Annotated in this window: 27 protein-coding genes; 11 read left to right on the top strand and 16 right to left on the bottom strand. The window is 63.3% G+C overall.

Annotated features, from left to right (window positions below):
• Nucleotides 1-63 precede the first annotated feature (63 nt).
• Nucleotides 64-894: an MIP/aquaporin family protein gene (locus tag ABX74_RS20270; protein WP_021345269.1), complete on the bottom strand. Its 831-nt coding sequence runs from the start codon at nucleotides 892-894 to the stop codon at nucleotides 64-66.
• Between the two features lie 239 nt (nucleotides 895-1,133).
• Between ABX74_RS20270 and ABX74_RS20265 the strand changes: the two genes are divergently transcribed.
• On the top strand, nucleotides 1,134-2,117 hold the full coding sequence (locus ABX74_RS20265; RefSeq protein WP_007733475.1) for a sugar-binding transcriptional regulator: 984 nt from the start codon (nucleotides 1,134-1,136) through the stop codon (nucleotides 2,115-2,117).
• Here the strand turns inward: ABX74_RS20265 and ABX74_RS20260 are convergent.
• Nucleotides 2,052-2,855 (bottom strand): TetR/AcrR family transcriptional regulator, encoded by an 804-nt coding sequence (locus tag ABX74_RS20260; RefSeq protein WP_029256013.1) that lies wholly within the window; start codon nucleotides 2,853-2,855, stop codon nucleotides 2,052-2,054. The two genes, ABX74_RS20265 and ABX74_RS20260, sit on opposite strands and share 66 nt — an antisense overlap.
• A gap of 93 nt (nucleotides 2,856-2,948) precedes the next feature.
• Between ABX74_RS20260 and ABX74_RS20255 the strand changes: the two genes are divergently transcribed.
• Together ABX74_RS20255 and ABX74_RS20250 are read left to right on the top strand one after the other, a co-directional pair.
• Nucleotides 2,949-3,902 (top strand): ATP-binding cassette domain-containing protein, encoded by a 954-nt coding sequence (locus ABX74_RS20255; RefSeq protein ID WP_019744911.1) that lies wholly within the window; start codon nucleotides 2,949-2,951, stop codon nucleotides 3,900-3,902.
• On the top strand, nucleotides 3,899-4,660 hold the full coding sequence (locus ABX74_RS20250) for an ABC transporter permease (protein WP_019744912.1): 762 nt from the start codon (nucleotides 3,899-3,901) through the stop codon (nucleotides 4,658-4,660). Before ABX74_RS20255 ends, ABX74_RS20250 begins: the two co-directional genes overlap by 4 nt.
• A gap of 92 nt (nucleotides 4,661-4,752) precedes the next feature.
• On the opposite strand, the gene ABX74_RS20245 is transcribed toward ABX74_RS20250, so the two are convergent.
• The 5 genes from ABX74_RS20245 to pdxH form a co-directional block, all read right to left on the bottom strand.
• Entirely contained in the window at nucleotides 4,753-5,115 is a 363-nt protein-coding gene (locus tag ABX74_RS20245; RefSeq protein WP_019744913.1) for an FKBP-type peptidyl-prolyl cis-trans isomerase, read from the bottom strand.
• Nucleotides 5,116-5,216: 101 nt separating this feature from the next.
• Complete coding sequence (locus ABX74_RS20240; protein WP_003940509.1) at nucleotides 5,217-6,515, bottom strand: citrate synthase; 1,299 nt, start codon at nucleotides 6,513-6,515, stop codon at nucleotides 5,217-5,219.
• A gap of 358 nt (nucleotides 6,516-6,873) precedes the next feature.
• Nucleotides 6,874-7,821 (bottom strand): aldose 1-epimerase family protein, encoded by a 948-nt coding sequence (locus ABX74_RS20235; RefSeq protein WP_047889556.1) that lies wholly within the window; start codon nucleotides 7,819-7,821, stop codon nucleotides 6,874-6,876.
• A gap of 41 nt (nucleotides 7,822-7,862) precedes the next feature.
• Nucleotides 7,863-9,128: an MFS transporter gene (locus ABX74_RS20230; protein WP_019744915.1), complete on the bottom strand. Its 1,266-nt coding sequence runs from the start codon at nucleotides 9,126-9,128 to the stop codon at nucleotides 7,863-7,865.
• Nucleotides 9,125-9,838 (bottom strand): pyridoxamine 5'-phosphate oxidase, encoded by a 714-nt coding sequence (pdxH, locus tag ABX74_RS20225; protein ID WP_007733483.1) that lies wholly within the window; start codon nucleotides 9,836-9,838, stop codon nucleotides 9,125-9,127. The genes ABX74_RS20230 and pdxH overlap by 4 nt, the downstream gene beginning before the upstream one ends.
• A gap of 245 nt (nucleotides 9,839-10,083) precedes the next feature.
• Here pdxH and ABX74_RS20220 point away from each other — a divergent pair, with 245 nt between their 5' ends.
• From ABX74_RS20220 to ABX74_RS20205, 4 genes are all read left to right on the top strand, one after another.
• Nucleotides 10,084-11,211, top strand: coding sequence for a citrate synthase 2 (locus ABX74_RS20220; RefSeq protein ID WP_003940025.1), 1,128 nt, complete (start codon nucleotides 10,084-10,086; stop codon nucleotides 11,209-11,211).
• A 63-nt stretch (nucleotides 11,212-11,274) separates the two neighbouring features.
• Nucleotides 11,275-12,396: a phosphoserine transaminase gene (gene serC, locus ABX74_RS20215; RefSeq protein WP_007733484.1), complete on the top strand. Its 1,122-nt coding sequence runs from the start codon at nucleotides 11,275-11,277 to the stop codon at nucleotides 12,394-12,396.
• 199 nt (nucleotides 12,397-12,595) lie between these two features.
• A complete protein-coding gene (sepH, locus tag ABX74_RS20210; RefSeq protein WP_047889555.1) occupies nucleotides 12,596-13,537 on the top strand; it encodes a septation protein SepH in 942 nt (313 codons plus the stop codon).
• 53 nt (nucleotides 13,538-13,590) lie between these two features.
• Nucleotides 13,591-14,376 (top strand): DUF6928 family protein, encoded by a 786-nt coding sequence (locus tag ABX74_RS20205; protein ID WP_047889554.1) that lies wholly within the window; start codon nucleotides 13,591-13,593, stop codon nucleotides 14,374-14,376.
• A 20-nt stretch (nucleotides 14,377-14,396) separates the two neighbouring features.
• Here the strand turns inward: ABX74_RS20205 and ABX74_RS20200 are convergent, their stop codons facing one another.
• Genes ABX74_RS20200 through ABX74_RS20190 form a run of 3 tightly spaced genes read right to left on the bottom strand, consistent with a single transcriptional unit; the run spans nucleotide 14,397 to nucleotide 16,100 of the window.
• Nucleotides 14,397-14,657 (bottom strand): DUF2537 domain-containing protein, encoded by a 261-nt coding sequence (locus ABX74_RS20200; protein WP_020908790.1) that lies wholly within the window; start codon nucleotides 14,655-14,657, stop codon nucleotides 14,397-14,399.
• A complete protein-coding gene (locus ABX74_RS20195; protein WP_003939731.1) occupies nucleotides 14,654-15,460 on the bottom strand; it encodes a TrmH family RNA methyltransferase in 807 nt (268 codons plus the stop codon). The genes ABX74_RS20200 and ABX74_RS20195 overlap by 4 nt, the downstream gene beginning before the upstream one ends.
• A 49-nt stretch (nucleotides 15,461-15,509) precedes the next feature.
• Entirely contained in the window at nucleotides 15,510-16,100 is a 591-nt protein-coding gene (locus ABX74_RS20190; RefSeq protein ID WP_020908792.1) for a TetR/AcrR family transcriptional regulator, read from the bottom strand.
• A gap of 70 nt (nucleotides 16,101-16,170) precedes the next feature.
• Here ABX74_RS20190 and ABX74_RS20185 point away from each other — a divergent pair, with 70 nt between their 5' ends.
• A complete protein-coding gene (locus ABX74_RS20185) occupies nucleotides 16,171-16,719 on the top strand; it encodes a hypothetical protein (protein WP_020908793.1) in 549 nt (182 codons plus the stop codon).
• Here ABX74_RS20185 and ABX74_RS20180 read toward each other — a convergent pair.
• From ABX74_RS20180 to ABX74_RS20170, 3 genes are all read right to left on the bottom strand, one after another.
• On the bottom strand, nucleotides 16,703-18,010 hold the full coding sequence (locus ABX74_RS20180; protein ID WP_007733487.1) for an MFS transporter: 1,308 nt from the start codon (nucleotides 18,008-18,010) through the stop codon (nucleotides 16,703-16,705). The genes ABX74_RS20185 and ABX74_RS20180 overlap by 17 nt on opposite strands.
• Before the next feature lie 129 nt (nucleotides 18,011-18,139).
• The gene (locus tag ABX74_RS20175; protein WP_019744926.1) at nucleotides 18,140-18,571 is read right to left on the bottom strand and encodes a MarR family winged helix-turn-helix transcriptional regulator; all 432 of its coding nucleotides are present in this window, start codon (nucleotides 18,569-18,571) and stop codon (nucleotides 18,140-18,142) included.
• 65 nt (nucleotides 18,572-18,636) lie between these two features.
• A complete protein-coding gene (locus ABX74_RS20170) occupies nucleotides 18,637-20,091 on the bottom strand; it encodes an NCS2 family permease (protein ID WP_047889553.1) in 1,455 nt (484 codons plus the stop codon).
• Nucleotides 20,092-20,193: 102 nt separating this feature from the next.
• Here ABX74_RS20170 and ABX74_RS20165 point away from each other — a divergent pair, with 102 nt between their 5' ends.
• Entirely contained in the window at nucleotides 20,194-20,451 is a 258-nt protein-coding gene (locus tag ABX74_RS20165) for a DUF2530 domain-containing protein (RefSeq protein ID WP_019744928.1), read from the top strand.
• A gap of 90 nt (nucleotides 20,452-20,541) precedes the next feature.
• Nucleotides 20,542-21,582, top strand: a complete 1,041-nt coding sequence (locus tag ABX74_RS20160) for an iron-siderophore ABC transporter substrate-binding protein (RefSeq protein WP_053062061.1) — start codon at nucleotides 20,542-20,544, stop codon at nucleotides 21,580-21,582.
• Here the strand turns inward: ABX74_RS20160 and ABX74_RS20155 are convergent.
• From ABX74_RS20155 to ABX74_RS20145, 3 genes are all read right to left on the bottom strand, one after another.
• The gene (locus ABX74_RS20155; RefSeq protein ID WP_020908797.1) at nucleotides 21,572-22,123 is read right to left on the bottom strand and encodes a phosphatase PAP2 family protein; all 552 of its coding nucleotides are present in this window, start codon (nucleotides 22,121-22,123) and stop codon (nucleotides 21,572-21,574) included. The genes ABX74_RS20160 and ABX74_RS20155 overlap by 11 nt on opposite strands.
• A 6-nt stretch (nucleotides 22,124-22,129) precedes the next feature.
• Nucleotides 22,130-24,802 carry a sacsin N-terminal ATP-binding-like domain-containing protein gene (locus ABX74_RS20150; RefSeq protein ID WP_053062060.1) on the bottom strand — a complete coding sequence of 891 codons (2,673 nt, stop codon included), beginning with the start codon at nucleotides 24,800-24,802 and terminating at the stop codon, nucleotides 22,130-22,132.
• 68 nt (nucleotides 24,803-24,870) lie between these two features.
• Complete coding sequence (locus tag ABX74_RS20145) at nucleotides 24,871-25,692, bottom strand: DUF3027 domain-containing protein (RefSeq protein ID WP_019744932.1); 822 nt, start codon at nucleotides 25,690-25,692, stop codon at nucleotides 24,871-24,873.
• Nucleotides 25,693-25,730: 38 nt separating this feature from the next.
• On the opposite strand from ABX74_RS20145, the gene ABX74_RS20140 reads away from it, so the two are divergent.
• Nucleotides 25,731-26,561 (top strand): glutaminyl-peptide cyclotransferase, encoded by an 831-nt coding sequence (locus ABX74_RS20140; protein WP_047889551.1) that lies wholly within the window; start codon nucleotides 25,731-25,733, stop codon nucleotides 26,559-26,561.
• Nucleotides 26,562-26,730 lie beyond the last annotated feature (169 nt).

Here is a 26,730-nt window from a genome sequence, read left to right as displayed (position 1 = left end):
TGCTACCCCTTTGGTATCGAAAGAAAGTACGAGAGATTGACTGTCAGAGATAATGTTTCGCGGTCACGCCGGTATCGACGCCGGCTCCTCGGTCGCTTCCTCCGCCGACTCGTCGTCAGGCAGGAATCTTCCAACCAGCTTGTCGTAGAGGAACACTCCGATCGGAGCGCCGATCAGGGGTCCCACGATGGGCACCCAGAAATACAAGCTCCCGTACTGATCTCGCCAGGCGCTGCCGTAGCCGGTGATGAAGGACGCCAGTCGTGGCCCGAAGTCGCGCGCCGGGTTGATGGCGTACCCCGCGTTGGTCGCCCAGGCGAATCCGATTCCCACCACGATCAATCCGACGACAAACGGCGCGAGATTCGCAAGCGGCGGAGTTCCACGAGAATCGGTGACTGCAACGATGAGGAACAACAGGATGGCGGTGCCGATGATCTGATCGATCAGAGCCGAGCCGAGACTGACCGGAAGCGTTCCGTTTCCGGGCATCGTCGAGAAGATCGTCTGGGTGGCGGTTGTGTGTCCGGGATCGATCGCATTGAGCATGTCGTTGTAATTCCACCGGACTATCAACGCGGCGACAAAGGCTCCAGCGGTCTGCGCCAGGGTGTACGGCAGCACCTTGCGCCAGGAGAATCCCCGGAAGATCGCGAAGGCGAAGGTCACTGCGGGGTTCAGATGAGCACCCGTCACCCGGCCTGCGACATAGATGCCGAACATGACGCCGAGTCCCCAGGCCCACGCAATACTGTCGTGTCCGCCGAGACCCCCACCGCTCCCGCCGGACACAACCTGCGCCACAACTCCGACGCCGAACAAGATCAAGATCATCGTTCCGGCGAACTCGGCTGCCAACTCGCCTGGAAGCCCCAATCGCTTGGCTTTCTCCATCCCCACCCTCACTTCGTTGTGATGCATGTCATAGTTTGGATTGCTGCACCCGTAGCGTAAAGCCCATTGCACATTCACGCATAGCTCGTGCACATATGTGCAAATGCGTCTTTTGCGCACCGTAACGCGGGTAACAGACACACCTCTGGGACTTTGCGTGATCGAGCGGCTCAACCTGGTTCTACTCGGATAAGATTCGGTTCAGTGCTCTTGCACGTACGTGCAGACAGGACGAACCCATGGAAACTCCCACTTCCGACTCCGCTACCTCCGATCCGGCGGACCCTCGCATCGCCGACGCCGTTCAGGCCGCACGCCTCTATTACTTCCAGGACCAGACCATGGCTGCCATCGGCCGCGACATGGGGGTGTCCCGATCCACCGTCTCCCGATTGATCACCTACGCGCGCACCTCAGGCCTCGTCGAGATCAAGATCAGCACCCCGCACGGCCAGGCTCCTCGCATCGAACGCGAGTTCTCGGAACGGTACGGAGTGCGTGCCCACGTGGTGACGGTGCCGGAACTGGTGGGCGATCTCGAGCGACTCGAGAAGGTCGCAACCTTTGCCGGACGCCTGCTCGCGTCGTTCTTCGACAGCGACATGGTGATGGGGATCGCCTGGGGAACCACTCTCAGTGAAGTCAGCAAGCACCTTGCCCCCAAACGCACGTACAACTCGTACGTCGTGCAACTCAACGGCGCCGCGAATACTCGCACCACCGGAATCTCGTACGCCAGCGACATCATCAGAACCATCGCCGACGCCTACGGCGCTCTCCCCCAAGGATTTCCGGTCCCCGCATTCTTCGACTACCCGGAGACCCGGGAGCAGTTGTGGCGCGAACGAAGTATTAAACGCGTACTGGACATGCAAAAGCGAATGGACCTGGCAGTCTTCAGCATCGGCGTACCGGGCGGCAACGTCCCGAGTCACGTCTACACCGCCGGATACCTCGAACCCGATGAAGCAGAAGCACTTCGACGCGACGGAGTAGTCGGCGACATCGCAACCGTGTTCTTCCGGTCAGACGGGAGCTACCGCGGAATCGAACTCAACGAGCGCGCGAGCGGCCCACGACTGGACCTTTTCGAGAAGGTCGCCAGGCGCGTGTGCATCGTCGCCGGAACAGCAAAACTGCCCGCGCTGGAGGGCGCACTACGGGGCGGGCTGATCACCGACCTGATCATCGACGACGTCAGTGCCACCGCGCTGGTGTCCTGACCGCTGCACCAGCTTCTCGATTCCGTCGAGCAGTAAGCCAAGCGAGAAACTGAAATCGAAGGCATCGTCGCCGGCGGCCTCACCCTCCGGGCTGCCGTCCTCGAAGCCACCCTCCTCGATTGCGGCACTCAGGTGGGGGAATTCCTCCCGATTGATGACACGAGCAATGAGAGCACCGTATGCGACGTCGTCATCTTCCGACTGCGCTGAACGAGTAGCCAGGTCAGCCGAGAATCGGGCGCGGCCGATGACGAACAACGACACGTTGGTCACCACCTGGAACTTCGACGCGGCACTCAGGGCGACACCGTCGAGGGCGCTCAGACCCGCGTCGAGCCACGCCATGTTGTTAGGCCCGGCCGGTGGAGCCGTGATGGGCAGCTTGAGCCACCACGGTCGACTCAGCATCGTGACATACTCCTGATTCGCCCACGCCTCGAGCTTGACGCGCCAGGTCACGCCGTCGGGAATCACCGGCGGTGGCCCGATCACCCGATCCGAAATCAGTTCGATCAGTTCGTCTTTGCTTGCCACGTAGCGGTAGAGCGACATGGTCGTGAACCCGAGCGCTTTGGCCACGCGGCCCATCGACAGAGCCGTGACACCTTCCGCGTCGGCCAACTCGATCGCGGTGTCGAGAATTTGCTCGAGACTGAGCCCCTTCTTGGGACCCCGCGTTCCCGGCTGGTCCAGTCCCCAGGCCAGTTCAACTGCTCTCGGTAGCGCTCCGCGATCCATAAGCTCCCACTCTTCGCTCTTGCCATCATCCTAGAACTGTGTACGCTATAAACACGAGTTTATGACATACACAGTTCTTACTTGGAGGTCTCGATGTCAGGAACGATCCCAGCAATCTCGGTCCGCGGACTCCGTAAGCGCTACGGCGATCAACAAGTACTGGGTGGACTCGACCTGTCGGTCCCGGCCGGATCGGTGTACGCACTCCTCGGCGCGAACGGCGCCGGAAAGACCACGGCCGTAAGAATTCTCACCACCCTCATCCCCTTCGACGGAGGCGAGGTCACGGTCGCGGGGCATTCACTGCCCGGAGATCCACAGAATGTTCGGCGGCGCATCAGCGTGACCGGGCAGTACGCAGCCGTCGACACCTTGCTGACCGGATTCGAGAATCTGACCCTACTGGGCGAACTGAATCACCTGGGCCGGAAGAACTCCCGTCGCCGTGCCGAGGAATTGCTCGACCAGTTCGATTTGACGGACTTCGGCGACAAACGCGCCGGCGACTACTCGGGCGGCATGCTCAGACGACTCGACATCGCAATGAGCCTCGTCGCCCGACCGGACGTCGTCTTTCTCGACGAACCCACCACCGGCCTGGACCCGCGAAGCCGCCACGAAATGTGGTCGATCGTTCGAGGACTCACAGCGTCAGGCGTCACCATCTTCCTCACCACCCAATACCTCGACGAGGCAGACGAATTGGCCGATACAGTCGGCGTGCTGAGCGGCGGTCGCCTCGTCGCCGAGGGAACACCGGACGAACTCAAACGCCTTGTTCCCGGCGGCCATGTCGCTCTGCAATTCGAGAACCTGGCCCAACTCGAACTCGCCGCGGCATCACTGCCGCAGGCGCATTCGAATGCCGAGACCTTGACCCTGCACATCCCTTCCGACGGGGCGGTTCCGTCGATCAAAGCCATCCTCGACTCGATCGACGATCCGTCGATCACCGTCGAGAAGTTCTCCGTTCACACTCCGGATCTGGACGACGTGTTCTTCGCGCTCACCGGATCAGGCCAACCCGAGATTGCGAGCGTTCGATGACCTCCACCATTGCAATCGATTCCGCGGTGATGCTCCGCCGGAATCTCAAACACGTTCTGCGCAGTCCGGATTCGATGATCACCGCGATAGCCCTTCCGGTCATGCTCATGCTGCTGTTCGTCTACGTCTTCGGCGGCGCCATCAACACCGGTAGCGAGTACATCGACTACGTCGTGCCAGGAATCATCCTTCTGTGCGCCGGATTCGGCGCCTCGACCACCGCGGTCAGCGTCTCGAGCGACATGAAGGACGGGATCATCGACCGTTTCCGGACCTTGGCGATCTCTCCGTCGTCGGTCCTGACCGGTCATGTACTGGCCAGCGTCGTCCGCAACGTCCTGACTACGGCGATCGTGGTCGTCGTTGCGCTGATCATGGGATTTCGCCCGACCAGCGATCCGTTGCGCTGGCTCGGCGTCGCCGCTGTGATCGTCGCCTTCGTCTTTGCCATGTCGTACCTCTCGACAGCTTTGGGGCTCTTGGCCAAGAACCCGGAGGCTGCAAGCGGATTCACCTTCGCCATCATGTTCCTGCCCTACGTCAGCACTGCTTTCGTACCGGCTGAGACAATGCCGTCATGGCTGCAGGGATTTGCCCGGCACCAACCGGTAACCCCGATCATCGAGACGGTGCGCGGACTCCTGATGGGCACGCCGATCGGGAACAGCGCGGCCATCGCCCTCGCGTGGTGCCTGGGCATCGCCGCCGCGGGATTCGTGTGGTCGAACTGGCTCTACCGACGAAAGACCGCGAGCTGACCACACAAGAAAGCCCCACACCTGACGGTGCGGGGCTGCTTGTGCTGTGCGCCTTTATTAACCGCGGGGGGTTAATAAAGGCGCACAGTGAATTACTTGGCTTCCAGCAGATCGATCACGAAGACCAAGGTCTTGCCGGAAAGCTGGTGCCCTGCACCGGCGGGGCCGTATGCCAGCTCCGGCGGAATGGTGAGCTGGCGACGTCCGCCGACCTTCATGCCCGGGATGCCGTCCTGCCAACCCTTGATCAGGCCACGAAGCGGGAACTGAATGGACTCGCCACGGCTCCAGGAAGAGTCGAACTCTTCACCGGACTCGAACTCGACACCGACGTAGTGAACGTCGACGGTGCCACCGGGAACGGCTTCGGCGCCTTCTCCGACAACCAGATCCTTGATGACCAGATCGGTCGGCGCGGGGCCTTCCTGGAACTCGATTACGGGCTTGCTACTCATGGGTCCTCCTCGTTGAGGCGAAATGTTGGGTACAGAAGACTAGCGGGTGGTGATATCGCTAGGTCACGCGTCAGCGGGACGTGATGTCGCTAGGTCACGCGTCAGCGGGACGTGATGTCTCTGTAGTCACGCTCGGTGTAGCCGGTGTAGATCTGGCGCGGGCGGCCGATCTTCGTAGCCGGATCCTCGTGCATTTCACGCCAGTGCGCAATCCAGCCGGGCAGACGGCCCATGGCGAACAGCACCGTGAACATGCGCGGCGGGAAGCCCATCGCGCGGTAGATGAGGCCGGTGTAGAAGTCGACGTTCGGGTAGAGCTTGCGCTCGATGAAGTAGTCGTCCGTGAGGGCGGCCTCTTCGAGTTGCATTGCGATGTTGAGCAGTTCGTCGTCGCCGCCGAGCTTGGCGAGGATGGTGTGCGCGGTTTCGCGGACCAGCGCAGCGCGCGGATCGTAGTTGCGGTAGACGCGGTGCCCGAAGCCCATGAGCTTCACGCCGTCTTCCTTGTTCTTGACCTTGCGGACGAACTCGGCTGCGGTGCTGCCGCTGGCCTTGATCTCGTCGAGCATCTCGAGCACTGCCTGGTTCGCGCCACCGTGCAGCGGGCCCCACAGTGCGTTGATGCCGGCAGAGACGGAGGTGAACAGGTTGGCGTCCGACGAGCCGACCATGCGCACGGTCGACGTGGAGCAGTTCTGCTCGTGGTCCGCGTGCAGGATCAGCAGCATGTCGAGTGCCTTGGCGACCTCGGGATCACCCTGGTACGGCTCGGCCGGGAAGCCGAACGTCATACGCATGAAGTTCTCGACCAGGTTCAACGAGTTGTCCGGGTACAGGAACGGCTGTCCGACGGACTTCTTGTACGCGTACGCAGCGATGGTCGGCAGCTTCGCAAGAAGACGGATGGTGGACAGTTCCACCTGCTCCGGATCCTCGGGATCGAGCGAATCCTGGTAGTACGCCGACAGTGCGTTCACTGCGGACGAGAGAACCGGCATCGGGTGAGCGTTGCGCGGGAATCCGTCGAAGAACCGCTTGAGGTCCTCGTGGAGCAGGGTGTGTCGACGAATGCGGTCCGTGAAGGACTCGAGCTGGGCGTCGGTCGGCAGTTCGCCGTAGATCAGCAGGTAGCTGACCTCGATGAACGTCGACTTACCTGCCAACTGCTCGATGGGATATCCGCGGTAACGCAGGATTCCCTTCTCACCGTCGATGTAGGTGATTGCAGAACTGGTGGATGCAGTGTTCACAAAACCGGGGTCAAGGGTGGTGTACCCCGTTGTGGCCAGCAGCTTTCCCAGCTCGATGCCGTCATTGCCCTCTGTTGCCCTGGCAATGGACATCGTGTACTCACCACCGGGGTAAGTAAGCGTGGGCTTTGTGTCATTGTCAGCGGGCACGAAGGATCCCTCTCAAGCTCGAACCAACGAGTAACTACATGCGATCAACTAGAAACTAGTCGCACGGGAGAGATCGTGCCGAAGGAGGGTCGCTCCACGGCTATTTTTCGGGTACTCACGAACCCGACATACCCACCGAAACTGAAACACGTTCCAGGCTGGGTTTTCCCACTCGCGTGACCGGTACTCCAGTCTACGGAATCGCGCATTTACCCACACTGATCTGCAAATCTCGGCAGCAATCCGAGAATGGGACCAATGTCGGACCGTCCGGAGCACTGACACGAGGTACCGAAAACCGATTGTTATCGGCCGATGCCTACTCGGCGTTACACGATCCCACGGTATGAGAGCCGGATCACAGAGCCTTGATGCCCCAGCTACCCGTCCACGTCTGCCCCGGGTGAAGCACCAGGAGGTCGATGCCCGAATTGAAGGCGTCAGGCGGGCAGGTCATCGGTTCCAAAGCCAATGCGCGGCCGCGATCGGGATACCCCTTGTCGTTGGCGGGATCTGCGATGAAGGCCTGAATCCACGGGAACTCGCGGTTGGTCCACAGGGCAGTGCCCGTTCCATCCGGAGCCAGCAGCTCATGTTGCGTCCGACCACTGCCGTCGACGACGTCCAATGCGCTGTACGGCGTGTCCAACTGAACCCCGTCGAGCAGTCTCGGTGCCCGGAAGTCGTAATCCGTACCGGCGACTGCCTGCGAATACGCATTCGGCAGCATCCTCGCCGGATCGATCGGCAACCGCGTGCCTGCGGCCAGATGCAGCGCACATTCGTCGAGCGGAAAGTCGCCGGCGCGAATGAAAGTGTGCATTCCGAGCCCGAACGGAGACGAGGTCGCACCCTTGTTCGTGGCCGTATGCGTGACGGTCAACCCGTCGGCACCGACCTCATAGGCGATCGTCAGCTGCAACGGATACGGCCAACCCTTGTGCAGTCCGACGTCCACCGACAGTTCGACGCGCTCGTAGGTGTGGTCCACGAGGCTCCAATTGCGACGACGGACGAACCCGTGGCTCGCGTTCCCCAGCGCAGGTTCGGTGATCTCGAGTTGATGCTCGATGCCGTCGAACATGAAGTGCCCGTCGCGAATTCGGTTGGGCCACGGCGCGAGAACCAATCCGGCCGACAGCGGTGGCTTCGATCCGAGCGCCCAGGTCTCGGTCAGCGCGCGCTGACCGTTCGGACCTTCGTGGCCGAGAAGCCGCAACCCGGCACCGGCCGCGGCGATCTCGGCTCGATAGCCGCCACCACGGATCTCGAACCCTCCCCTACCCGTGCTGTGCGGCGCAGTCATACGTACCAGTTTCCACCACGAGCGACCGGTTAACCAGGACGTCAGACGGCGCGTCCCACCTTGTAGCGAACGAACGCCGGAAATGCGAGGGCAGAAAGGACAACACCGACAATCACCAGGAAGCCGCCGCCCGCTGCCGCGACACCGGTCCCGAACAGGAAGGCCGCACCGCCGTGCAGGACGTCACCGATGCGCGGACCACCTGCCACGACCACGATGAACACGCCCTGCAGTCGTCCGCGCATGTCATCGGTTGCCACTTGCTGAAGCATCGTGCTGCGGAATGCGGCCGAGACCATGTCGACGGCGCCGCCGAATGCCAGGAATGCAACCGCCACCCAGAGCAGAATCACACTGGAACCGGGACTCGCGAAGTACACCGCTACGCCGAAGCCGACCATGGACAGCCCCCACAGCGCGATGCAGACCAGCACGGCCCGCCCCTGGTACTGAACCCGTGGCAACCAACCCGAGAACACTCCGCCCAGAACGGCTCCCACCGACATCGCTGCGAACAGCAGTCCGAGCGCAAAACCGCCGCTGGCGGGGTCACCGAAGGATTCGTGTGCGATTTCCGGGAACAGCGCTCGCGACATCCCGAACACCATCGCGATGATGTCCACCACGAACGACGCGAGCAGAACCTTCTGCGTCGCGAGATACGTGAAACCGCCGAGGACCTCGCTCAGCCCGGCCCGCCGAGACGTGCCGGTCGGCGGAATCGCCGGGAGCTTCCATACTGCCCACAACGTGGCGATCAGAAAGATCGAGTCGAGCAGGTACAGCAGTTGCAGACCGGCCGACGGTATGAGGACACCCGCCAGTAGCGGGCCGGCTATTGCACCGAACTGCACGACAGTCATGTTCAGCGAGTTCGCGGCAGGTAACTGCCTGCCCGGAATCAACCGAGGGATGATCGCCGCTCGCGTCGGTTGGTTCACCGCGAAGAACGCCTGTTGAACCGAGAACAATCCGAGCACCAACCACACGTTGTTCACGTTCAGAGCAGCCTGGATCCAGAACAGCACCGACGTGACACCGAGTCCGATCGAGGTGATCATCAACAGCCGTCGTCGATCCATGACGTCGGCCAGTGCGCCGCCCCACAGACCGAAAACGACCAGCGGGACCAGACCGAAGATTCCCGTCAGACCGACGTAGGCCGAGCTTCGGGTGATCTCGTACACCTGTTGCGGTACGGCGACCACACTGAGCTGAGCGCCGATGACGGTGACGATGCCGGCCGTCCACAGCCGTCGATAGTCGCGATTCTCGAGCGGAGTCGTGTCCGCGAGTAACCGACTCACGGCTGGAGACGGACGGCGGACCACTGTCCGTCGACCAGGCTCGTGCGAACTCGATTGTGCATGCGGTTGGCGCGTCCTTGCCAGAACTCGACGGACTCGGGCCGAATCAGAATCCCGCCCCAGTTCGGTGGCACCGGAATTTCACCGTCCACGCCGAATCGGGCGGCGACCTCACGCAGTTGCTCGTCGAGATCGGCACGCGAGTCGATCGGACGAGACTGCGACGACGCCCACGCGCCGAGCTGCGATCCACGAGGCCTGGTTCGCCAATACTCCTGCGTCAGTTGAGCACTCACGCGCTCGGTGGTGCCGCGGACGATCACCTGCCTGGCAAGGGTCAGCCACGTGAAGTTGGCCGACGCGTACGGGTGCGCGTCGAGGTGACGAGCCTTGTCGGATCCGTAGTTGGTGAAGAAGAGGACACCGTCTTCGCTGAGCCCTTTGCAGAGCACGGTCCGCGACGCCGGACGGCCACCGTCGTCCACCGTCGACAGAGTCATGGCGTTGGGCTCCGGCGCGTCAGCTTCGACGGCGTCCACAAGCCATTGACGCATGAGGGGCAGCCAACCGGTCTCGACGACCGAGGTATCCAATTCCGCACTCATGCGGTCCTCGACGGACTCCGATTCGCTGCCTGCTTGCGGATAGCCCACACGCATGGCCGCGAGTTCGTTGTCCACCGCCTGCGGGTCCTGACGTTCATTCGACACAGCCGAGAACGCTACTCCCGGGTACTCACTGGCCAACGGCTACGCGGCACGCGCTAAAGTTTGCCGTGGCTAGACCCGACCCGGACCGCGAGCCGCACCAGCGACAGCAACCGAATCGGGACGAGACGATTGCGCAGTACAAAACACGGTGCGTGCTCATCCCTGCGAGCACCGAGGCGCAGTCACTGAAGCTGAGGCAGTGCGACTGTAGACCTGGCGCACTCGAACGAGGAGAGTCCACGAGAATGGCAGCGAGCGCAGCAATACCGGACGATTTTGTGAGCGGACTCGAAGGCGTCGTCGCCTTCACCAGCGATATCGCAGAACCCGACAAGGACGGCGGCGCACTGCGCTACCGCGGAGTCGACATCGAAGACCTGGTCGGCCAGAGGGTCACCTTCGGCAACGTATGGGCCCTTCTCGTCGACGGCCGCTTCGGCCCCGGCCTCCCGCCGGCCGAGCCCTTCCCCCTCCCCATTCACACCGGCGACGTCCGTGTCGACGTCCAGGCCGGACTGGCGATGCTGGCTCCAATCTGGGGATACCAGCCGCTCCTCGACATCGATGACGAGACCGCCCGCGACCAGCTCGCCCGCGCATCCGTCATGGCACTGTCGTACGTCGCGCAGTCCGCTCGCGGCATCTACCAGCCTGCAGTCCCACAGAGCCGCATCGACGAGGCCAAGACGGTCACCGAGCGCTTCATGGTTCGCTGGAAGGGTGAGCCTGATCCGGCACACGTCGAGGCAATCGACGCGTACTGGGTCTCGGCAGCCGAGCACGGCATGAACGCCTCCACCTTCACGGCCCGCGTCATCGCCTCCACCGGCGCCGACGTCGCTGCCTCGCTTTCCGGCGCCATCGGCGCGATGTCCGGCCCGCTGCACGGCGGCGCACCGGCCCGCGTTCTTCCGATGATCGAAGAGACCGAGAAGACCGGCGACGCCCGCGCACTGGTCAAGGGAATCCTCGACCGCAAGGAAAAGCTCATGGGCTTCGGACACCGCGTCTACCGCGCCGAAGATCCCCGTGCTCGCGTGCTTCGCGCTACCGCGAAGCGCCTCAACGCTCCCCGCTACGAAGCTGCCGCAGCTCTCGAGCAGGCTGCACTGGCAGAACTGCGTGAGCGTCGTCCCGATCGCGCGATCGAGACCAACGTCGAGTTCTGGGCCGCCGTCATCCTCGACTTCGCCGAGGTTCCCGCGCACATGATGCCTGCCATGTTCACCTGTGGCCGCACCGCCGGCTGGTGTGCACACATCCTCGAGCAGAAGCGTCTCGGTAAGCTGGTACGCCCGGCCGCCATCTACACCGGCCCGGCGCCCCGTACTCCGGAGTCGGTCGAGGGCTGGGACCAGATCAGCCACGCGTAGTACCCCGCTCGAATTCGCCAATCACGGTAGTACAGAACACAAGTGAAGGAACAGAAAGAAGCGATGACCTCCACACCGATCATCCCCGCCGACCTCAAGCCCGCCGACGGACGCTTCGGCTGCGGTCCTTCCAAGGTTCGCCCCGAGCAGCTGCAGTCCCTGGTCGAGGTGGGCGCTTCGGTGTTCGGCACCAGCCATCGCCAGAAGCCGGTCAAGAACGTTGTGGCCAGCATTCGTTCCGGCCTCGCCGATCTGTTCTCACTGCCCGAGGGCTACGAGGTCGTCCTCGGCAACGGCGGAACCACTGCGTTCTGGGATGCGGCCGCATTCGGCCTCATCCGCGAGAAGTCGCTGCACCTGACCAACGGCGAATTCAGCTCCAAGTTCGCTTCGGTCGCCAAGGCCAACCCGTTCATCGGTGACCCGATCGTCGTTTCCGCCGATCCGGGCAGCGCACCGGTGCCGGTCTCCGACCCGTCCGTCGATCTCATCGGCTGGGCGCACAACGAGACCTCCACCGGTGTGTCGATCCCCGTCTCGCGCCCCGCGGGTTCGGAGAACGCACTGATCGCCATCGACGCCACCTCGGGCGCCGGTGGACTTCCGGTCAACGTCGCCGATTCCGACGTCTACTACTTCGCTCCGCAGAAGTGCTTCGCCGCAGACGGCGGACTGTGGATCGCGCTGATGAGCCCGGCCGCCCTCGAGCGCGTCGCGGAGATCAAGGATTCGGGCCGCTGGACGCCTGACTTCCTCTCACTGCCCATCGCCGTGGACAACAGCTCCAAGGATCAGACGTACAACACCCCGGCCCTGGCCACCCTGTTGCTCTTCGCCAACCAGATCGAGTGGATGAACAGCAACGGCGGCCTCGACTGGACCACCGCTCGCACCGCGGATTCGTCCTCGCGCCTGTACAACTGGGCCGAGGCCAGCGAGTTCGCAACACCGTTCGTCGCTGATCCGGCACACCGCTCGCAGGTTGTCGGCACCATCGACTTCAACGACGACGTCGACGCTGCCGAGGTGGCAAAGATCCTGCGCGCCAACGGAATCGTCGATACCGAGCCGTACCGCAAGCTCGGCCGCAACCAGCTGCGCGTCGGCATGTTCCCGGCCATCGACCCCGATGACGTCACCGCTCTCACCAAGAGCATCGACTGGGTCGTTTCTCAGCTCGGCTGATTTTCATACTGCTTCACCGCTCGGCCCCCGACATGATGTCGGGGGCCGAGCGTCGTTTGCGCCAGGCCTTGTGAGCTACCACACCGGTGGTCGGATCCGAGGTCATCTCGCCCTGCGTGTCCTGCCGAGTCCATGGTCACGAATGAATTACAGTTGAGCGCGGCGCAAAGTCGCGAGCCGGCGCGATAAGGAGGTCAATGTGCGAGAGCTTCGAGTGATCGGACTTGAACCCGATGGATCGCATGTGGTGTGCGCAGATGCTGAAACCGGCCAGAAATTCCGGCTTCCCGCCGATGACAAACTTCGTGCTGCTTCCCGCGGAGACGTGGCTCGACTCGGCCAGATTGAGATCGAAATGGAAAGCCAACTCCGTCCCCGCGAAATTCAGACGCGCATTCGTTCCGGTGCTTCCGTAGAGCAGGTCGCCGAAGAAGCGAAGATCCCCATCAGCAAGGTCGAGCGCTTTGCGTACCCCGTTCTGCTCGAGCGTTCCCGCGCCGCGGAAATGGCGCAGGGCGGACACCCGGTGCGCGACAACGGCCCGACGGTTCCCACCCTCTCCGAAATCGTGACCCACGCATTCCGCGCCCGCGGCCACAGCATCGACGAGGCCACCTGGGATGCCTGGCGCGACGAGGACAATCAGTGGGTCGCGCAGTTGCAGTGGCAGGCCGGCCGCACCACCAACGCCGCACACTGGCGCTACCAGCCCGACGCGCACGGCGGAACGATCGTCGCACTCGACGACGCGGCATTCGACTTGATCGATCCCGACTTCGGTCGCCCGCTCCGCGGCCTGGTACCGGTGGTTTCGAACGAGCCGCAGCAGCTTGAACTGTCCCGATTCGACGTCGAACCGGTGGCGGAGATCGAGCCGGAGCCCGCAGCAGTTTCCGAGCGGACAGCAGTTTCCGAGCGGACAGCAGCTTCCGAGCGAACGGTGGTGGCGGAACGAATCGTGGCGCCCGAGCCGATTGCTGTCGAGCCGGAAACAGTCGTCGACGAAGAGGTTCCCGAGCCTGCACCGGACGTGACCCCGAAAACCGCTCCGCAGCAGACGCAGACCAAGGACAAGCGCGGACGGCCTGCTCTTCCCTCGTGGGACGACGTACTCCTCGGGGTCCGCAGCAGCGGTCGCTGACCCCGAAGGAAAGTATTCTTCTTTCGAGCGAGGCTGAGGAGAGAGGGCTGCCGGTGGCTGCACGGGTATCGACGATCTGGTTTCTGGGCGGCGCAGACGCTCGCACCGAATTGAGCAAGTACCCACAGCCGGATCAGACCGAGGCGCTGAAAATCGCCATGTCGCTGTACCCGGACAAGGAGTTCGAGTCTCTCGGTCCTCAGCCGCTGTCGATGGCCGCGACGGTGAGCCCCGGCTACGTCTTCGTCGGCGCGTACGGCCGAGTGAGCGTCGTCTGCAGCTCCGAACTCAGCACATTTGTCCCCTCGAAACTGCCTGATTCCTGGCACCTTTCGGCCGAGGGCGGCTCGACGCTGTTGATCAGCTCCGTCCCCGAAACCGCGCAGGGTTCGTTTGCACTGTGGGAGAACGGCGAGCTACGACGCTCGTTCAGTGCCATCCCGATCGACATCGTCGAAAATCTGGGGATCCCGCAGACCTGGGAACTGGAATTCTGGGCCGGCAACCATCCCCTGCGTTACCCGCCCGGGATCCTGCCCGATCCGCAGTCACTTCCGTTCCACCCGCAGCAGTTCGCGGAGTCCGCCAACCTCGAGTGGCTGGGATTCCGATACACCGGCGCGCCGCGAGAACACGAACTCGACACAACGCAGATTCTCCTGTGGGGCTTCAAGATTCACCGCCCCGGCGAGGCACCCAAACCTGCGCCCCCAACTCCCGTACCGGTACCCGAGCAGGCGCCGACAGAGATACCCACGCCCGAAAACATCCCGCCGATCCACGACGCACCCGTGGCCAAGCCGCGCGGTCGCCTCGCCCGGTACTTCGGGTTCAAGTAGCGCGAACAAGCATCACACAGTCACGCGGCTATCGCTGCGATCCACCCGAGCGGAACGCCGACTACCGCGCCGTAGACCACCCATCGCCACACGGGGACGGCTCGCCAGCGCCACACGGTCGGCGCAAGTCCGCCTACCGCAATGATATTGACGACAACCGCCAGGAGCACGTTCACGTTGCCGAGCGCGATGCAGAACGCCGCGACGGCGCTGGTCGAGAGCATCGCGGCGAATACCGACACCGCGATTCCGGTGAACCAGGGCGTGCGGTCCAGAGTCACCGGCCGGTCCTGACACGTTCGTAGAAGGCCATCGCCGCTGCGGTTGCGACATTGAGCGAGTCGGTGCCGGGAGCCATCGGTATCTTGGCACGAATGTCGGTGGCCCGCATCGCATGTTCGGTCAGACCTGGCCCCTCGGCGCCCAGCAGTAGCGCCACCTTCTCCCCGGTCATCGCTTCGGCCAAAGTGACCGCTTCCGGATTCGGAGTCAAGGATATGAGCTGAAAACCGTTGCCACGCAGCTCATCCAAGTCGTGTGGCCACTTTGCCACATGCGCGAAGGGCACTCGCAGCACGTGCCCCATCGACACACGGACCGACCGCCGGTACAGCGGGTCAGCACAACCCTTCCCGAACAGAACGGCGTCCACGCCGAGCCCTGCAGCGTTGCGGAACATCGAGCCGAGGTTCTCGTGATCGTTGACGCCTTCGAGGACCACGACGGTCTTTGCGTCCTTCAGCACGTCCGAGACCGCGAGTGGTGCCGGGCGCGCTGCTGCAGCGAGGACGCCACGGTTCAGGTGGAATCCGACGACCTCGGCCATCACTTCGGCGCTCGTACGGTAGAACGGCACGTCCACACCGTCGAGATCGTCAGCGAGCTCCAGGAGCCGTCGTTCAACGCCGAGAAGACTGATCGGCTCGAACCGCGACGTCAGCAGCCGCTGAGTGACGAATACTCCTTCGGCGATGACCAGTCCCTTGCCCTCCGGCAGGTCGGGGCGCCGATCCGAGGAGTTGAGATCGCGAAAGTCATCCAACCGGGGGTCGGCGGGATCTGAGATGTCGATGACGTGAACCACGGGTCTATCGTGCCGTACGCACCGCGAGCCCCCCACCACTACTCCCGACCTAGCGCAGCAGCGTAGCGAAATGCGCGTCGAGCACCCGGCCGATCACCTGCGGATTGGTTCGCTCGGGATTGTCGACGCCGTGCGACGCGAGCCCGTCGGCGAGCGCATGCAACCTCATCGCCTCGATGTCGACCGAAGCGTCCGGCTGCAGGAATCCTGCATCATGTACGGCCTCGACAAATGTTCGATAGTGCTCGAACAGCGTCCGGTCCGTCTCGTCACGCACTGCCGTCAACGTCGAATCGGTCTGGGCGGCAGCAGCAAACGCCTCCCAGACCTGCATTTCTTCACGCCGATCTTCGTCGAGGGGAACGAACTGATCGGTGAACTGGCGGATCGCGCGGCGGATGTCGGGATCGAAGTCGATGCCGGCGATTCTCTTCTCCACTCGGACGGTCACGAGCGTCATCGCGAACAGCAAGAGTTCAGACTGCGTCGCGAAGAAGTGCCTTAGCGACCCCGTCGACATCTTCGCCTCGTCCGCGACGGCCCGGACGCTCGCGCTCGCCACACCATCACGACGGATCACACGCCAGACAGCCTCGGCGATCTCTTCCCGTCGCTCATCGGGGCTGCTTCGTTTCACCACTTCACAAAGCTAACACAGTTGTGCTAGTTTTCGATCACTAACACAGTCGTACTAGAAATGAGCTGATGTCATGATCGTCCATCTGATCATCGCGTGCGAAATCATGTTCTGGGTGTTCATCGCCGCCGGTCTCGCCGCCCGCTATCTGCTGCGCCGCAAGACGCTGGGTGCCGCACTGCTCATCTGCGCACCCCTGGTCGACGTCGTCCTGCTCGTCGCCACAGCCCTCGATCTTCGGGACGGCGGCGAGGCGAACTTCACCCACGGGCTGGCTGCGGCCTACATCGGCTTCTCCGTTGCGTTCGGGCACAGTCTCATCTCCTGGGCCGACGCCAGGTTCGCCTACCGATTCGCCGGCGGCCCGGCTCCCGTCGCGCCACCCAAGTACGGGAGTGCGCGAGCACTGCGCGAATGGCGCGAGTTCGGCAAAGCCGCGATCGCCTGGGCCATCGCGTGCGGACTTCTCGGCGCGGCCATCTTCCTCGTCGACGACCCCGCACGTACGGGTGCCCTCGACGGATGGATCAGCAAGCTGACAGTGGTGCTGGGAATCTGGGGAGCAATCGCCCTGAGCTACACGGTGTTTCCCAAGCGCGAGAAGGTCACGGCGCGCGGCTAGCCTCGACTGCCTGTTCGGTCGCGTCGCACACGATCACCGGACGCAGGACGAACACCGGCAACCTGCCACCGTCTTCCGGCCTCGCAAGACGAAGTTTCAGCCCTTCGCTACGTAGCAGGTACACCCCGGCCACTGTGCCCGAGACGAGCGAGATCACTCCGCCCACGATCAAAGGCGCACGGGGATCCACGGAGTCGGCGAGCCAACCAAGCAGCGGACTTCCCAGCGGTGTGCCACCGAGGAAACTGAGCATGTAGATGCCCATCACCCGCCCACGCATCTCGGAGGGGACCGACATCTGCAGGATGTTCATTGCGGACGTCGTGAACGTCAACGTCAGTGCGCCCGTGGGGATCAACATCAGCGCCACCAACGCATAGGTAGGCATCAATCCCACCGCGACCTCGAACACGCCGAAAGCCACGGCGGCACCGAGGAACGTCCGCAACCGCGGCGCTTCCTTGCGCCTTGCGGCATACGCAGCGCCTGCAAGGGTTCCCACGGCAAGCGTCGTGGACAGCAGTCCGTAACCGTCGGCCTCGAGGCCGAACGTGTTGCGCGCCATCACCGCCAGGCTGATCGCGAAGTTCAGGCCGAACGTCGAGACCATGAAGACGGACACCATGATCACCCGAAGGTCCTTGCGACCCCACACATATCGGAACCCGTCGCGCACCTGCCCCTTGGTACGCGGCGCCGGTTCGGACGGGATCAGCTCCTTCTTGTTCATCAGGTACAGCGCGATGAGGACCCCACCGAACGTCGCGACGTTGAGCAGGAACACCCATCCGGTTCCGATCAGGTTGATCAAAACACCCGAGATGGCCGGACCGACGATGCGGGCCGTGTTGAACGTCATCGAGTTGAGCGCGATGGCATTGGACAGGTGTTCCTTGCCCACCATCTCGATAGTGAACGACTGACGCACCGGTGCGTCGAGCGCCGAGACACAGCCGAGGGCAAAGGCGATCAGGAAGACGTGCCACAACGCGACGAGCCCACCGACGTCCAACAGACCCAACACCAGTGCGCATACCGCACTCGCCCACTGCGTGAAGATCAGGATCCGACGCTTGTCGTACCGATCGGCCAGCACCCCACCCCACACCGACAGAAACAGCGTCGGACCGAACTGCAAGGCCATGACGATGCCCACCGCCAACGCGTTGCCGTCCGAGAGCGTCAGTACCAGCCAGTCCTGGGCAATACGTTGCATCCACGTGCCGACCAGAGAAACAATCTGTCCGGAAGCCCAAAGGCGGTAGTTGCGGTTGTGGAGCGCGGCAAACATGCCGGAATCGGGGTCTCGGGGCACCCCACCATCTTGCCCCTCGAGTAATTCGTTTGGGCAACGACCTCTATGTAGCGGAGCTACGCGACCTCTGCGTAGCGGAGCTACGCGACCGCATAACTCGCGGAACTACTCCGTCTTGTTGACCATCTCCGTGATGATCCCGACGGCACCGCGCAGCGTCGCGAGTTCTTCGCCACCCAGCCCGGCCAGCTGCTCGTTCATCCACGCCTCACGCGCATGGGTCTCGTCCGCGAGCAACGCCTGCCCGGCGTCGGAGAGATTCACGATGATCTGACGACCGTCCGTGGGATGCGGCGAGCGCTCGACCAGACCGAGCTCGGCGAGAGAAGCAACAACGCGCGTCATCGACGGCGGCTGAACTTTCTCACGTGCTGCGAGTACGCCAGGGGTCATCGGGCCGTACTGATCCAGGCTCGCCAAAGCGGACAGTTGCGTCAGCGATACCTGAGCGTCGACTCTGCGGCCGCGCAGATGCCTGGTGAGACGCACTACAGCCAGGGAAAGATCGCTGGCCAGCGCACGAGTTTCGGTGGTCACGCGTCAGACAATACGTCAAGAGCTGGCCGGTAGCTCACGTAATCGAATACCGGTCAACCCTGATTTCACGTAAGGGCGTCGGTAATGGGTCCGACAGTGAAGTAGGCCACAAAAAGTGCCGCCACGATCCAGAGCAACGGGTGGATCTTCTTGATACCACCGCTGGCAGCGTGCAGGACCACCCATGAAATGAAGCCGACACCGATGCCGTTGGCGATCGAGTAGGTGAACGGCATGACGATCATGGTCAGGAACGCCGGGAGTGCCACCGAGAACTTGGTGAAATCGATGTCTCGGACCTGTCCGATCATCAGCGCACCGACGACGACGAGGGCAGGCGCAGCTGCCTCGATCGGCACGACGGAGTAGAGCGGCGTCAGGAACATCGCGACGAGGAAGAGCAGTCCGGTCACGACATTTGCCAGGCCCGTGCGGGCGCCTTCGGCGATACCCGACGCGGATTCCACGAACACGGTGTTCGACGACGCCGAAGCGCCACCGCCGACGATGGCACCGGCGCCTTCGACGACAAGCGCGCGACCGACGTTGGGGAGGTTTCCGTCCTTGTCGGTCAGGCCGGCTTCCTTACCGAGACCCGTCATCGTGCCCATGGCGTCGAAGAAATTCGCGAGCACGAGGGTGAAGACAAGCAGGCTGGCGGCCAGAACACCGATGCGGGTGAACGCGCCGAAGATGCTGACGTCGCCGACCAGGCTCAGATCAGGCAAACCACCGAGCATCTCCGGGATCGCGGGGATGCTGAGGTTCCAGCCCTTGGGGTTGGTTCCGAGCGAGGGTCCGACGTCGGCAACTGCCTCGATGATCGCAGCGAGGATCGTCGTGACAACGATGCCGATCAGCAGTCCACCACGAACCTTGCGCACGACCAGAACACCCATGAGCAGGACACCGAAGATGAACACCACGGTCGGCCACGAAGCGATCGAGCCGTTGATTCCGAGTCCGACGGGAACCGTCGTACCGGCGGCGTCGGGGATGCGGCGGACGAATCCGGCGTCGACCAGTCCGATGAAGGCGATGAACATGCCGATACCGGCCGCGATCGCGGACTTCAATGCCGAGGGAATCGCATTGAACACCGCAGTTCGGAAACCGGTGAGTGCCAACAGAACGATGATCACACCGTCGATGACCACCAGGCCCATCGCCTCGGGCCAGGTGACCTGAGGTGCGATGGTGACGGCGAGCAGGCTGTTGATGCCGAGACCCGCGGCGATGGCAAACGGATAGTTGGCAACGAGACCGAAGACGATGCTCATCAGGCCGGCAACCAGAGCGGTGACCGCAGCCACCTGGTTGACCGGAAGGATGTTGCCGAGAACGTCGGTCTTCGCTGCAGCGTCGTCAGCCGAGAAACTGCCGAGGATCAGGGGGTTGAGGACCACGATGTAGGCCATCGCCACGAAGGTGACGACACCGCCGCGAACCTCGGTCGAGATCGTCGACCCTCGTTCGCTGATCTTGAAATAGGTGTCGAGGATCTTGCCGGGTGCCGCCATGTTTGTTCTTTCCCCATCGCTGTAGGTCGCCGTGTGCCGGCGCACATGAAGCCGGTCGCACTAGGGAGAGTAGGCCACCGGGGTACGGGTAGCGTTAATTTTGTGACGGAGACTCGCAACACAACCAGCCTGATCGGCAAATTGTCCGCACCCGCGCCGGCACTGATCATCGGCACCGCGTTGTGGGTGGTCGCCACGATCGTGGTCGCGGTGAGCGGCGATCGTTGGTCGGATGCACTCCCGATCTGTTACGCGGGTATCGGAGTCGGCTTCCTCGGCCTCGCTCTGTTCTCCATTCAACGACGCGCAGCTGTGCGCGGTGACAAGGGCGCACAACAGGGCGCCGGTCTGGTCGACTGAGCAGGTCGATTCACCCTTTCAGTGTGGTAAGCCTACCCTGCACCCTAGTGTCGGTCTTAGCTTGTCAATGCTGAAAGGAACCACGTAACCGTGAAGATCTCCCACCGAAATCGTTGGAAAAGCCGAGGACGTTGGACGAGACTGACATCGGTTGCTCTGGTCGCCCTGGTCGGCACAGCACTCGTCTCCTGCAGTTCGAACGATGACGCAGCAAGTAGTTCGTCGAGTTCCGGTGGCGGCGCCTTCCCCGTCACGATCGATCACGCTTTCGGCAGCACCACGATCGATTCCGAACCACAACGGATCGTCACCGTCGGTTACAACGACGAGCAGGCTCTGCTGGCCTTGGGCATCAAGCCCGTCGGAATGGTCAATCAGTACCCGGGCGAGCCGGACGTCAACCGCACGTGGCCGTGGGTCACCGGCCCTTGGGGCGGAACCGAACCGACCGTCGTCGGCAGCAATCCCGAAACCACGATCAGCGTCGAAAAGATCGCTGCGCTCGAGCCTGACTTGATCCTCGCGCTCTACTCGAGCATCGACAAAGACCTGTACAGCACACTTTCCGCGATCGCCCCGACCGTCGCGAAGGATCCGGCCTACGGCGACTACGCAACTCCGTGGCAGATCACGACGAAGACCGCAGCGAAGGCAGTGGGTCGCGAGGCCGACGGCGCGAAGTTGGTCGCCGATATCGACAAGCAGTTCGCCGACGCCAGAAGCGCTCACCCGGAATTTGCAGACCAGACCGCGGTGATCATCAGCGTCGACACGACCCCGGAGTTCTACGCCTTCTCCTCCGAGGACGCCCGCGGACGGGTCCTCGGCAGTCTCGGATTCAAACCTGCTCCCGCGGTCGAGGCATTGATGAACGGTGAGTTCTACGCGCCCATCTCCACCGAGCGACTAGATCTCCTCGACGTGGACCGTCTCGTTGTCATCGGCAATCCCGATGCCGCCCAGGCGGTCCGAAACAATCCGGGCTTCCAGCAACTCGACGTGGTCAAGAACAATCGCGTCGTCTACGTCAACGACGATCAGGCCCCGCAGGTCGGTGCGGCCCTGACCGCGAGTTCCGCACTGAGCTTGCCGTGGGCGACAAGCCAACTACTCGCCGAACTCACGAAGTAACCAGCGCCCGGCGCTTCCTGATCTGCGCAGTTCCCCAGATCCACACTCCGGCCCACACCATCCCGAACGCCCAACCTGCCAGCACATCGGTCATCCAATGGGCAGCCAGGTAGACGCGGGAGAATCCGACAGCGATCGTGTACAGGCCGAGGCTCGCGAGCATTGCCATCTTCGCGAGCCTCGGCAAAGCAAGCCGAAGAATCACTGCGGCAACCGAAGTCGCGAGTATCGCGCTCATCATCGCGTGGCCCGACGGGAACGAATACGAATCGATTTCGATCAAACGCTCCGGCAGGGGTGGACGGGTTCGCGTGAAGATGCGCTTCAATCCGCTCATCACGAGCAGACCGGTCAACATCGATCCGGCGATCAGCAGAGCTTCCGTTCGGAGCCCCCGAACCAGAAGCACGATCGTGAGCAGCGTCGCGATCAGCCACGACGCGAGGGTTCCGCCGCTGTCGGTGATGACGTCGACCACGTCCACGAGCCACGCCGTCCGCTGGCTCACTGCACTGTCGAGTACCCACTGATCAAAAGACATCTGCCCTCACATCCCTTGCGGCAGAGTCCACGTGCGCATCACGTGATGAACGCCGTCCGAGTCCACCCACCACGGCACGGTCACTGTCGCCTCCACCGCTCCCGTCAGTTCCACCGACAGTTCGTGATGGATCACTACCTCGCCGCCGGGAACCTCACGACCGAGGGCTGCGAAGCCGAGAACTGCCTGTGGTTCGTTCGCCCACGTCGTCACAACGCCGGTGCTGCTCACTCGTCCGTGAACGGATGTGGACGCCGTAGCGACGTCGAGCAGATCTGCCAGTGCGTCAGCTGTCTCGAAACTGCCGAGCACCACTCGTTGTGCAGGCAGTGCCGCTCCCAGCCACGGTCGGTCGAGAACAAGGGCGTCGCCGGGATCGACCAGATCGCCGGAAAGGCCTCGCACGAACGGCGGCAGGTGCAGTTCCTCCAGGTCGAGAACCCGTCGCTGCGCTGCCTCACCCAGCAGTCGGTGCGTCCGCGCGACGACGGCGGAGGCCGGCATCCGTAGTGGGTCGGCAAGCCGATCGAGCAGCAGCTGAGCCAGTTCCGGATCGTCGACGGTATCCGATGCCAGCAATCCGGCGAAGAATCCGGCGTCGGGGTGTTCGGCAGCATCGAGCAATCCCTCGAAGGTGCGATCGCCCGGAGCGCGCAGCAAGCCAAGCACCTCACCGCCGAGTTCGGCATTCGAACGCAACCACCACGCCGTGTATCCACGACGGTCGGTGAGCAGCGCCCGCGTCGCCGGCGACTCGACCAGCAGCGACAGCGCCTGCGGCCAGCGGTCTTCGTCCACGAGATCGAGATCGCGCACGGCTTCGATGTATTCGGGGTCCTCGTCGAGGGTGTCCCACCATGCGTCTTCGGCGTCGAGATCGTGATCGGGGCCGGACGGCAATTCCTCACGGACCACCGTGAAACCCCACCCGACACCGACTACCCGTAGCGCCTGCTCCCCCACCCGCTGAACAAAATCAGCGTCGACGATGCCGAAGGGAGAATCCTCGACCAGGACGCTTGCAAGGGGAGCTCCCGGAAGCAGAAGTTGGTCGGCGGACCGCAATTCGCCCTCCGAATCAGGAAGCAGCACTTCACCGATCCACGACGGCAGCGCCCCTGGCGCCACGTGGGCCGCCAATCCGAGCACCACTTGCGCCAACTCCGTCGCTACCGAATCATCCTGATCCGCAGCATCTTCGATCAAGGCTCGCAGTGCCGGATCGGACAGCAGGTCGGTGGCACTCGCGGTCTGTGCTCCCAATCGAGACAGCAACGGGTGCGCCGCGACAGGATGAACCAACCTCGTCCACTGCACAGACGGTGCGTCTTCGCCCAATTCGACGCCGACGACGACGGTCCGCGGTCCGGTCACCGTTCGTCCATCGGAGAGCGGAACCGGCAGTGTTCCAAGCTCTTCCACCGCAAGAGTGTCGACCACCAAGGGCTCGAGAGCCGAATAGAGTCGATTCCACCACTTCGGTTCACGTTCCAAGCCGCTGAGCAGTTCCGCGATGCGCGCGAGCCCGATGCGGTGCGTCGACACCGCCGCGAGTGCTCGCTCGTGCTTGGGGCCGGAGAGCTCGGGGACGACCAGGCCGCCGATGATGTCGGTGAGCAACTCGGCAAGGTCATCACTGAGCCCGGGCACCACGGATGCTCGCTGCGGCGCGCGGTCGGGTTCACCGACCACCGGAAGCCACTCGTTTTCCTGCAGCTCCTTCAGAAGTGCTTCGCGCAGAAGCGAATCGGTTTCGCTGCGGGCAAAGGCAGGGATCGGGACGAGTGCCGTTCGCTGCCGAGGAGGTAGTGCAGCAAGGAACTTCGCGTACCCCTCGGCAAGCGGAGCGATCGGTGCAGCGGGCATGAGGCGTCGCCGATCGGGTTGCATTGCAATGTCGGCAATGATGATCGCGGGGATCGACAGTTCCTCGTCGGATCGGGTCGGCGCCCGCAGCACGTCGTCTGCGACCGGCTCGACGACCCCGTCGCGGACCGGCACCAACCACCGTGCGTTCGGCGCCGAGTACTGCCACCACGTGCGATCTCCGATGACCACCTCGACGAGACCGGAATCCAGCACTCGTTCCGATCGCCGAAAAGTCTTATCACCCAGACGAATTGATCCGAGAGCCGGGAGTTCGAGCAGCAGGTCGACTGCCTCACGTGTCATCTGCGAAAGCAGCGCCGCGGCATCGACGTCCGGCCGAAGCGTCAGCACCACTTCCGAATCGGCACCGTCGCTCGGCAATTCGCCAGACGGCCACACCAAACGAAGTACGGGGACACCGGTTTCCGGCACGGGGAGTTCGCGAGACTCGATCTCGCGCAGAGTTTGCGAGGCAGAGAATCGAATCGATCCCGTCGACGAGCGCAGTTCCACCTCGTCACCGACCGAGAGAACTGCCGAGAATCCGACTCCGAACCGCCCCGTCACGCCTTCGTCGGCGTCGACCTTGTTCGACGCACGCAGCGCCGTGAGTGCGTGAACACCGGATTCGTCCAGCGGACGCCCGGTGTTCGCGACGGTCAGCGTCCGACCGTCCACGTCCACCCACAAAGAGCCCTCGACGCCCTCGCGTGCAGCTGCATCGGCAGCGTTCTGCGCCAGTTCGGTGAGCAGGCGGTCGCGGTACCCGGCCTTCGCGAGGTCGGATTCCGCAGCCGCGTCTTCACGCAATCGCGTCGGAGATTCCGACCACGCGCGCAGCGTCGCCTCGCGGAGTGCGTCCGTGCCGAACGGATCTTCTACTCGGTGGATACCGAATCCTCAACTGCAACAACGCTCGACGGGCGAGCGGGCACCGCAATCAGCTCGACTGCTCCGTCGTCGAATGCGTCGAACTGCGGCGAGCCCGCACCGAGCGGCAAGCTGGTGTCCGAATGCGCGCCACAGCCGTAGGACACGCTGACCACCCGGCCGTCTGCGGAGAGTTCGTTGCCGCACACGCCGAACGCTGCGTGCAGCGAACCTGCGAGTGGAAGGAAGAATCCACACAGCCCACACGTCGACGGGGCAGCCTTGGCCATCTCCGACTCCGGGCCGAAGTCACCGTCGAACCAACGCTGCGCGGCATCGAGTCGGCCCTCGAGGCTCATGACCTGTTTGCGGCCGAGCCCGATTTCGAGAGCTACCTCGTCGACTTCCGGGTCACCGGTGGCGACGTAGCCGGGAACGAGCCGAGGATCCTCGGCCGGCGGGGCGAGTAGGTCACCGACGGAGAGATCGCCGGGACGAATCCGCTGATCCCATGGCAGCCATTCCGGCGCAACCAACGCGTCGGGACCCGGCAGCAGCGCCAACTCACTGACAGTTGCGCGGGTGTCCTCCGGTCCGGCAGCGACGACAACCGCCCACTGCCAACCGCGGTATCCGGGAATGTCTGCTGCAAATCGATGGGTGGCGGCAAATTCGTCCTCCGACGTCACGCCGAGGTATGCCCCCACACCGCCTTCATGCAGGTCGACGACTGCCGTTCGGGCAAGCTCGACCGCATCGGCCAGTACTGGGCGCGGCACTGCACGCTCTGGAGAAGTAGCAACACTCACTCCTCCAGTTTGCCGCACCACCGCAAGTCCGCAACGCACTGGGCTGCCATGCTGGGCAGATGAGTAGGTCACACGCCAATTCCGTGCGCACTTTTGCAGTGGTCGCGGTGATCGCGTCGGCCCTGGCGGGGTGCTCCGATTCCCCCGGTGCTCCCGACAGCCTCACGTCCGAAACCGGCTCCGTCGAGATCGTTCGCGTGTCCGCGCACGATCCCGACGCGTTCACGCAGGGCCTCGAGATCGACGGAAACCGGCTGTACGAAAGCACCGGACGCGTCGGGCAGTCCTGGGTGCGCTCGAGCGAGATCTCCGACGAGCAGTCCCCCGCTTCGGGATCGGAAATTGCGCGTGCCGATCTCGACCCGCCGTTGTTCGGTGAGGGCATCACGGTCGCCGGAGACACACTGTGGCAACTCACCTGGAAAGACGGCGTCGCCATCGCCCGTGACAAGGACACCTTGACCGAACGAGGGCGGTTCCCACTCGACACCGAGGGATGGGGAATCTGTTCGCTCGGGGATCGGCTGGTCTCCAGCGACGGTTCGGCCACGTTGACCTTTCGCGATCCCGAAACCTTTGCGCCGATCTCGACAGTCGACGTCACCAGATCTTCGGAGTCCGTCGGCAAGCTGAACGAATTGGAATGCGCCGAAGACGGCTCCGTCTACGCCAATGTCTGGACCACCGACACCGTCGTCCGAATCGACCCGTCGGACGGCACCGTCACGAACGTGTACGACGCATCGGCGCTACGCGAAGAACTCGTCACGGATGGATCGACCAGCACCGTCGACGTTCTCAACGGCATCGCGCAGATTCCCGGTACCGATCGATTCCTGCTCACCGGCAAGTATTGGCCGCAGATGTTCGAAGTCCGTTTTGTTAACTGAGTCCGACATGACACAGGACTCGCAGGGGTGTGCGTGGTAGCCGCGCCGACACTAGGACAGAATTGAGTGGTGACCGGACCGCGCGAACCCTACGACCCCGAAACTCGGCGAATCCACGACGAGCCGGAGGGGCAACAGGTGCACCCCGGTTACGACAATTACCCACCCG

Origin of the sequence: Rhodococcus sp. ARP2, assembly GCF_001029585.1 — a bacterium.
GTDB classification, from domain to species: domain Bacteria; phylum Actinomycetota; class Actinomycetes; order Mycobacteriales; family Mycobacteriaceae; genus Rhodococcus_F; species Rhodococcus_F erythropolis.
This window is presented reverse-complemented; position numbering and strand designations above follow the sequence as displayed.

Bases quoted from the DNA above. Each gene is read 5' to 3' on its own strand.
- ABX74_RS20270 (WP_021345269.1), bottom strand. From the start codon at position 894: ATGGAGAAAGCCAAGCGATTGGGGCTTCCAGGCGAGTTGGCAGCCGAG.
- ABX74_RS20265 (WP_007733475.1), top strand. From the start codon at position 1,134: ATGGAAACTCCCACTTCCGACTCCGCTACCTCCGATCCGGCGGACCCT.
- ABX74_RS20260 (WP_029256013.1), bottom strand. From the start codon at position 2,855: ATGGATCGCGGAGCGCTACCGAGAGCAGTTGAACTGGCCTGGGGACTG.
- ABX74_RS20255 (WP_019744911.1), top strand. From the start codon at position 2,949: ATGTCAGGAACGATCCCAGCAATCTCGGTCCGCGGACTCCGTAAGCGC.
- ABX74_RS20250 (WP_019744912.1), top strand. From the start codon at position 3,899: ATGACCTCCACCATTGCAATCGATTCCGCGGTGATGCTCCGCCGGAAT.
- ABX74_RS20245 (WP_019744913.1), bottom strand. From the start codon at position 5,115: ATGAGTAGCAAGCCCGTAATCGAGTTCCAGGAAGGCCCCGCGCCGACC.
- ABX74_RS20235 (WP_047889556.1), bottom strand. From the start codon at position 7,821: ATGACTGCGCCGCACAGCACGGGTAGGGGAGGGTTCGAGATCCGTGGT.
- ABX74_RS20220 (WP_003940025.1), top strand. From the start codon at position 10,084: ATGGCAGCGAGCGCAGCAATACCGGACGATTTTGTGAGCGGACTCGAA.
- serC (WP_007733484.1), top strand. From the start codon at position 11,275: ATGACCTCCACACCGATCATCCCCGCCGACCTCAAGCCCGCCGACGGA.
- ABX74_RS20185 (WP_020908793.1), top strand. From the start codon at position 16,171: ATGATCGTCCATCTGATCATCGCGTGCGAAATCATGTTCTGGGTGTTC.
- ABX74_RS20180 (WP_007733487.1), bottom strand. From the start codon at position 18,010: ATGTTTGCCGCGCTCCACAACCGCAACTACCGCCTTTGGGCTTCCGGA.
- ABX74_RS20170 (WP_047889553.1), bottom strand. From the start codon at position 20,091: ATGGCGGCACCCGGCAAGATCCTCGACACCTATTTCAAGATCAGCGAA.
- ABX74_RS20155 (WP_020908797.1), bottom strand. From the start codon at position 22,123: ATGTCTTTTGATCAGTGGGTACTCGACAGTGCAGTGAGCCAGCGGACG.
- ABX74_RS20140 (WP_047889551.1), top strand. From the start codon at position 25,731: ATGAGTAGGTCACACGCCAATTCCGTGCGCACTTTTGCAGTGGTCGCG.